Below are 6200 nucleotides of genomic sequence, written 5' to 3'. Positions count from 1 at the left end.
TCTCGCCCCCCCCTCGCCCCCACCCGCGCCCGCCCCGCCGGCCGCGGGCGCGCCTCCCACACCCCCCCCCCCCGGTTCCGGACTCGGAAGCCAGGGGGCCGCGAAGTCCAGGAAGGCTGTGAAGTCTGTGGAGCCCGGTCCGCGTCAAACCGTCTCCGCCGCCAGCTTGGTCTCGATGTCCTGGCGCAGTTCCTTCTTGGAGACCTTGCCGACATTCGACAGGGGCAGCGCGTCGACGCTCTCCACCCGCTCCGGCAGCTTGTACCTGGCCAGCCCCTCGCCCAGCAGGAACGCGCCGAGCGTGGCCACGGTCAGGGGCGCCCGCCCCGGCTCCATGACGAGATAGGCGCAGGCCCGCTCGCCCAGCACCGGATCGGGCATGGCGACCAGCGCCACATGTGCGACGTCCGGATGGCGCATCACCAGGTCCTCGACCTCGTCGGCGTGGATCTTCTCCACACCCCGGTTGATGACGTCCTTGATCCGTCCGTCGATGGAGTAGCAGGGGGCGCCGCCGAGCCGATGGCGGCGGGCCAGATCCCCGGTGCGGTAGAAGCCGTCCAGGGTGAACGCCGACGCGTTGTGGCGCTCGGCGCGGTAGTAACCACGGATGGTGTACGGCCCTCTGACGCACAGTTCGCCGATCTCTCCGTCCGGCACCTCGTCCTCGGTACCGGGCCGCAGGATCCGGATCTCGTCCAGCGGGGACAGCGGGGTGCCGACGGTGTGGTGCCTGATCCACTCGCCGGCGCCGGACGGGGTGAGCAGGAACATGCCCTCGGCCATCCCGAACTTCTGCCGCACGGCGATCCCCAGCTCGTCCCGGAGCCGCTCGGCGACCTCCAGGGGGAGCTTCTGCCCGCCCACGATGAAGTCCGTCAGGCAGGAGAGGTCCGTGCGGTGGCTGCGGGGTTCCTCCAGGAGCCGGATGGCCAGCGCGGGCGGCACCAGCGGCAGCACCTGCGGCCGGGTCCGCTCGATCAGATCGAGCAGGGTGCCGATGTCGGCCGAGGGCGCGAGCACCAGGGCCGCCCCGCTCAGCAGCGCGGGCTGAAGGGCCAGGGAGACCCCGGCGTTGTGCATGATCGGCAGCGGATACAGCACGACCGTGCCTTCGCCCCAGCCCAGGGTGCGGCCCCACAGGGCGCCGTTGTAGGCGTACTCCTCGTGCTGGCGGGGGGCGATCTTGGGCAGCCCGGTGGTGCCGCCGGAGAGCTGGAAGACGGCCACGCCCTCCGGGGGCCGTGAGTGGTAGGGGAGCGTGCCGGGGTCGTTGCCAGTACCGGCCCGCAGCAGTTCGCCGTAGCCGACCGCTTTCCCGAAGACCTCGCCCCGGACGACGACGGCCTCTTCGATGACCCCCTCCGCGAGGAGGGCGCGGGCCTGCTCCGGCAGCTGTCCGCGCCCGAAGTCGGCCTGGAGCACCAGCCCCCGGGCGCCGAGGTGCCGGGCCAGTACCGCGACCTCCCGAGTTCCGTGCTGCGGAAGGGTGCAGACGGGCCGTATCCCCGCCAGCAGACAGCCCAGATACGTCACCACCGTCTCGGCGACATTGCCCATCTGGAACATCACCGCGTCCCCGGGCCGCAGCCGGGTGCGGGCCAGCAGCCCGGCGGCGAACCGCTCGGCGGTGGCGGACAGTTCGGCGTAGCTCCAGCGGACCTCGGGGGTGATCAGGGCGGTGCGGTCGCCATGGGCGCGGGCCGCGGCCATCAGCTCCGCGGGCAGCGAATGCCCGCGCCACAGCCCGGCGGCGCGATAGCGGGCCGCGACCTCCGCCGGGTACGGGACCAGCCCGGTCGAGTCCGGTTCCGGGTTCGGTCCTGGGGGCGGAGCCGGTTGCGGAGCCGGGTTCCGACCCGGGGGCGCGGTCCGGGCGGTGCCGCCTCGGGGGGAACTCATCGTCGACTTCTCCCTCTGGTCATCCCTGTGCTGCTCCTCTGGTCATCCCGGTGGCGCTCGTCGTTCTCGGCGCCTTTCGGGGTGCTCATCGTGCGTGTGGTGCGCGGGGCGTTCGGGGCGCTCGTCGTACTGGTTGCACTGGTCGCACTGGTCGTCGAGCCGCGTCGGTGGGTCGGTCTACCAGGTGGCGTCGCCGCGGAGGACGACGTCCGCGCCGCCGTCGAGGAAGATGGTCTGTCCGGTCATATGACCATTCTTCTCGCTGCTGAGCCAGGCCAGCAGCTCCGCCACGTCCTCGGGCTCGTAGGGGCCGCCGAGCGGCATCGGGCTGCCGGCCTGGATGCGGCGCTCGGTCTCCGGGTCCTCGAAGAGCCGCTTGAGCAGCTCGGTCCGTACGAGTCCGGGGGCGACGGCGTTGAGCGGGATGCCGGCGCCCGCCCACTCCTCGGCGACGGCCCGGCGGCGGATCCAGCGGGACAGGGCTCGCTTGGTGGTCGCGTAGACCTGGGGCGCCTCGGCCGCTCTGGCGAGGGCGTCCTCCTCCTTGCCGTCCAGCAGCAGATCGAGCAGCTCCTGGTCGAACGGGTGGACCGAGGTGATCGACGAGACGGCCACCACGCGGGGCGTGGGTGACCCCTTCAGCAGGGGGCGCAGCCCGTCCATGGTGGCGAGGGCCCCGTAGTAGTTGATCGAGGCGGTCGGCGGGCCGGCGATGTCCACCCCGGCGACGGCGAGGATCGCGTCGATCCGTCCGCCGCTCAGCTCGGTGACCCGCTCGATCAGGGTGCGCCGTCCGTCCTGGGTGGCGAGGTCGGCGATGACCTCGGCGTCCCGGAGGTCGGCGCCGATCACGCGGTGGCCCCCGGCCTCCAGGCGGGCCCTGGTCGCGAGCCCGATACCGGAGGCGGAGCCGGTGACTACGTAGGTCCGCAGCGCACCAGTGGCGGCGCTGCCCTCGTTGCCGCTCTCACCTGTCGTCATAGCTGTAAAAGTATCGACGTGGATGTCGAAGGTCAAGGGCTCCAGTGGTTGACATGTGTACTTGAGTGTCGAAAAATAGTCATGAGAGTCAACAGTGAGGAGCGGACCATGACGTCGACCCCCTTCCGGATCGGGCTGGTCGTCCCCAGTTCGAACATCACGGTCGAGACCGAGATGCCGCGCATCCTGGGTCGCCACCCCGGCGCCGCGTTCTCGTTCCACGCCAGCCGGATGCGGATGCACACGGTGTCCCCGGAACAGCTCAGAGCGATGAACGCGCAGCGTGAGCGCTGTGTGCTGGAGCTGGGCGACGCCGGTGTCGACGCTCTGCTGTACGCGTGTCTGGTCGCCGTGATGGTCGGCGGCCCCGGTGAGCACGACCGGGTGGAGGCAGCCATCAGAGAACAGCTCTCGACCGGTGGTGCCGACGCCGCGGTCATCTCCAGCGCGGGCGCCCTGAGCGAGGGACTGCGCGCCCTGGACGCCCACCGAATCGCCCTGGTCACCCCGTACAGACGTCCGCTGGCCGAGCAGGTGGTGGCCTATCTGCGCGCCGAGGGCTTCGACGTCGCCGACTGGCGCGCCCTGGAGGTCGAGGACAACGGCGAGGTGGGGCGTATCCCCGGCGAGCGGGTCATGGCCGCGGCCCGCGAACTGGAGCTGACCGGGGTGGACGCCCTGGTGCTGTCGGCCTGTGTGCAGATGCCGTCGCTCGATCTGATCCAGGGCGCCGAGGACGAGTTCGGGGTGCCGGTGCTCAGCGCGGCCACCGCGGGGGCCTACGCCCTGCTGCGCAGATTCCGGCTGCCCGTCGACCTCCCCGGCGCGGGACGCCTGCTGCGAGCGGACGTCCCGGTCGCCCGACACACCGGCCCGCCCCCGGGACCGTGACCACCACACCCCAACAGCCCCCGAAATTGCAGGAGACCGAGTCATGACCCTGCCTGTTCACCGGGTGCGTGGCGTCGACCATGCCGCGTTCCCGACCTTCGACCCCGTCGCCACCGTGCGTTTCTACCGGGATGTCCTGCGCTTCCCGGTGGTGCACTCCATCTGCGCGGCGGGCTGGGGCCCGCAGAAGCACCCCGACTTCATCCACTTCTTCTTCGACATCGGCTCCGGCGACCGGATCGCGTTCTTCTACTACTTCGGCTTCGCACCCCCGACGAGCGACCTCACCGCGGGCGACGCCTACGCCCGTTTCGCCGACGACGTGCCCGAGTTCTTCGTCAACTCCCGGCATCTGGCCATCCATGTCGACAGCGAGCGGGACCTGCTGGAGTACCGGCGCCGCCTCGACGCCTCCGCATGGCCCGTGGAGATGCAGGTGATGCACGAGACGATCGAGTCCATCTACACCCACGACCCCAACGGCTACATGCTGGAGATCACCCGTGCCCTGCGCCCGGTGACCCCGCAGGAGGACCTGGACGCCGCCCTCACCGTCGACGCCCTGGTGGAGGTCGCCTCGGGCCCCGACCCGTCCATGGACAAACTCCTCACCCGCAAGGCCGAACTGATCCTCCAGCGCGCCCAGAGCTGGCAGGACACCCACGACGCCGGTACGGACGACACCCCCGACCGGGCACCCGCCGATGCGGGGAGGGCGGGGGAAGCGGACCGGGCACCTGCCGAGTCGGGGAAGGCCGGGGAAGCGGACCGCGTGCCCGCCGAGGTCGGGAGGACGGCGGAAACGGACCGCGTACCCGCCGAGGCCGGGAGGGCCGGCGCATGAGCACCTTCTTCGTCCTCGACGTCCCGGAGAACATCACCCTGCCCGAGGTCGCCGCACAGGACCCGCGGGTGTGGATCGAGCGGATCGGCCCCTACTTCCGGATCAGTTCACCCGGCGCGATCGTGGTCGACCGCCGGGCCACCGGATGCCGCCACGCCGTCTGGTACAGCGCGGTGGCCGGTCTGCTCGACTCCCGGATCACCCAGCACGACAAGAACGCCCTGCGCGTGGAGTCCCGATGACCCGCCGGGGAGGGCCGGAGCAGCCGCCCGCGCGGCTGGGCGCCGGCCGGCACATCACCGCACGGGAGATTCCCGACCGCACCGTCTCCACCCTCCATGAGCTGACCACCTCGGACGGCGCCAAGGTCGCCGGAGTGCTGCGGGTCGTCCCGGGAGCCCGGACCGTGGTCGTCCTGATGCACCCCCGGCAGGACTTCACCCACCATGTGATGGTCCCGGAACTGCTCGCGCGGGGCGCCGCCGTGTGGACCCAGGGATCCCGCTCCGTCAACAACGATCTGAATCTGCTGCACGAACAGACCGTGCTCGACCTGGGCGCCGGCCTGGTGTTCCTGCGGGACGCCGGATTCGACCAGGTGGTCACCCTCGGCCACTCCGGCGGCGGCACCCTCACCGCGCTCTACCACCAGCAGGCCGGACTGCCCCCCGCCGAACGCATCTCCCGCACGCCGGGCGGCCGTCCCGTCGATCTCGGCGGCGCCCCGCTGCCCCTGCCCGACGCGGCCGTGTTCCTGGCGCCGCACCCCGGCCAAGGGGCGCTGCTGGCCCGGCTGATCGACCCCTCGGTCACCGACGAGTCCGATCCCCTGTCCATCGACCCGGACCTCGACCCGTACGCCCCGGCCAACGGCTTCGCCGAGCCACCCGCGCCCTCGTCCTACGCCCCAGGTTTCGTCACCCGCTACCGGGCCGCCCAGCGGGAGCGGCTGGCCCGTATCGACGCCAGGGCCCGGGAACTGGTGGCGGAGGCGGACGCGGCCCGCCGCAGTCACCGGCGCTCGGGCAGCGCGGCCGACCGCAGGCGGTCCCTGGCCCCCAGGATCATCACCGTCCACCGCACGGACGCCGACCTGCGCGGCGTCGACCCGACGCTGGATCCCAACGAGCGGCCCTACGGTTCACTCTTCGGCTCGCGGCCCGATCTCATCAACTACGGCCTGGTCGGCTTCGGCCGCCTTTCCACCCCGCAGGCCTGGCTGTCCACCTGGTCGGGCATCTCCACCCACGCCGACCTCCTGCGCTGCGCCCCCGGGGTCACCGCGCCGACCCTGCTCGTCGAACTCACCGGTGACCAGGCGTCGTTCCCCGCCGAGGCCCGCGCGATGACGGACGCCCTGGGCGCCACGGACCGCACCCACAGACGGGTACGGGGCCTGCACTTCGGCGGCCCCATCGGCGCGGGTGAACCCACGGGCAGCGGCCTCGCCGCCGAGGTCATCGGGGCGTGGCTGAAGGAGAGATTTCCGCTGGCGGACTGACGGGAGGTGGGGTGCTCTGGGTGACCGAAGCCTCGTGACGGACCTCTGGGCAGACCTCTGGGCAGACCTCTGGGTGGCACC

At 71.8% G+C, this 6200-nt stretch carries 6 protein-coding genes; 4 read left to right on the top strand and 2 right to left on the bottom strand.

The annotated features are described in order from the left end of the window. Nucleotides 1-144 precede the first annotated feature (144 nt). A complete protein-coding gene (locus ACFXAZ_RS20080; RefSeq protein ID WP_384592683.1) occupies nt 145-1902 on the bottom strand; it encodes a (2,3-dihydroxybenzoyl)adenylate synthase in 1758 nt (585 codons plus the stop codon). A 177-nt stretch (nt 1903-2079) separates the two neighbouring features. Beyond that, entirely contained in the window at nt 2080-2883 is an 804-nt protein-coding gene (locus tag ACFXAZ_RS20075; RefSeq protein WP_384592681.1) for an SDR family oxidoreductase, read from the bottom strand. 108 nt (nt 2884-2991) lie between these two features. Here ACFXAZ_RS20075 and ACFXAZ_RS20070 point away from each other — a divergent pair, with 108 nt between their 5' ends. From ACFXAZ_RS20070 to ACFXAZ_RS20055, 4 genes are read left to right on the top strand one after another with little or no spacing between them, the layout of a single operon-like run. Next, the gene (locus ACFXAZ_RS20070) at nt 2992-3774 is read left to right on the top strand and encodes an Asp/Glu racemase (protein WP_384592678.1); all 783 of its coding nucleotides are present in this window, start codon (nt 2992-2994) and stop codon (nt 3772-3774) included. 43 nt (nt 3775-3817) lie between these two features. Then, nucleotides 3818-4618 carry a VOC family protein gene (locus ACFXAZ_RS20065; protein ID WP_384592675.1) on the top strand — a complete coding sequence of 267 codons (801 nt, stop codon included), beginning with the start codon at nt 3818-3820 and terminating at the stop codon, nt 4616-4618. Continuing rightward, a complete protein-coding gene (locus tag ACFXAZ_RS20060) occupies nt 4615-4860 on the top strand; it encodes a hypothetical protein (protein WP_384592672.1) in 246 nt (81 codons plus the stop codon). The genes ACFXAZ_RS20065 and ACFXAZ_RS20060 overlap by 4 nt, the downstream gene beginning before the upstream one ends. Continuing rightward, a complete protein-coding gene (locus tag ACFXAZ_RS20055; protein WP_384592669.1) occupies nt 4857-6119 on the top strand; it encodes a hypothetical protein in 1263 nt (420 codons plus the stop codon). The genes ACFXAZ_RS20060 and ACFXAZ_RS20055 overlap by 4 nt, the downstream gene beginning before the upstream one ends. The last annotated feature ends 81 nt before the right edge of the window (nt 6120-6200 follow it).

This window comes from Streptomyces sp. NPDC059477 (assembly GCF_042749375.1).
Classification (GTDB): Bacteria; Actinomycetota; Actinomycetes; order Streptomycetales; family Streptomycetaceae; genus Streptomyces.
The sequence above is the reverse complement of the archived record's forward strand: the minus strand, read 5'-3'. Positions and strand labels throughout refer to the sequence as shown.

Coding starts and splice junctions, on each gene's coding strand:
- ACFXAZ_RS20060 (WP_384592672.1), top strand. CDS start 4,615: ATGAGCACCTTCTTCGTCCTCGACGTCCCGGAGAACATCACCCTGCCC.
- ACFXAZ_RS20075 (WP_384592681.1), bottom strand. CDS start 2,883: ATGACGACAGGTGAGAGCGGCAACGAGGGCAGCGCCGCCACTGGTGCG.
- ACFXAZ_RS20080 (WP_384592683.1), bottom strand. CDS start 1,902: ATGAGTTCCCCCCGAGGCGGCACCGCCCGGACCGCGCCCCCGGGTCGG.
- ACFXAZ_RS20055 (WP_384592669.1), top strand. CDS start 4,857: ATGACCCGCCGGGGAGGGCCGGAGCAGCCGCCCGCGCGGCTGGGCGCC.
- ACFXAZ_RS20065 (WP_384592675.1), top strand. CDS start 3,818: ATGACCCTGCCTGTTCACCGGGTGCGTGGCGTCGACCATGCCGCGTTC.
- ACFXAZ_RS20070 (WP_384592678.1), top strand. CDS start 2,992: ATGACGTCGACCCCCTTCCGGATCGGGCTGGTCGTCCCCAGTTCGAAC.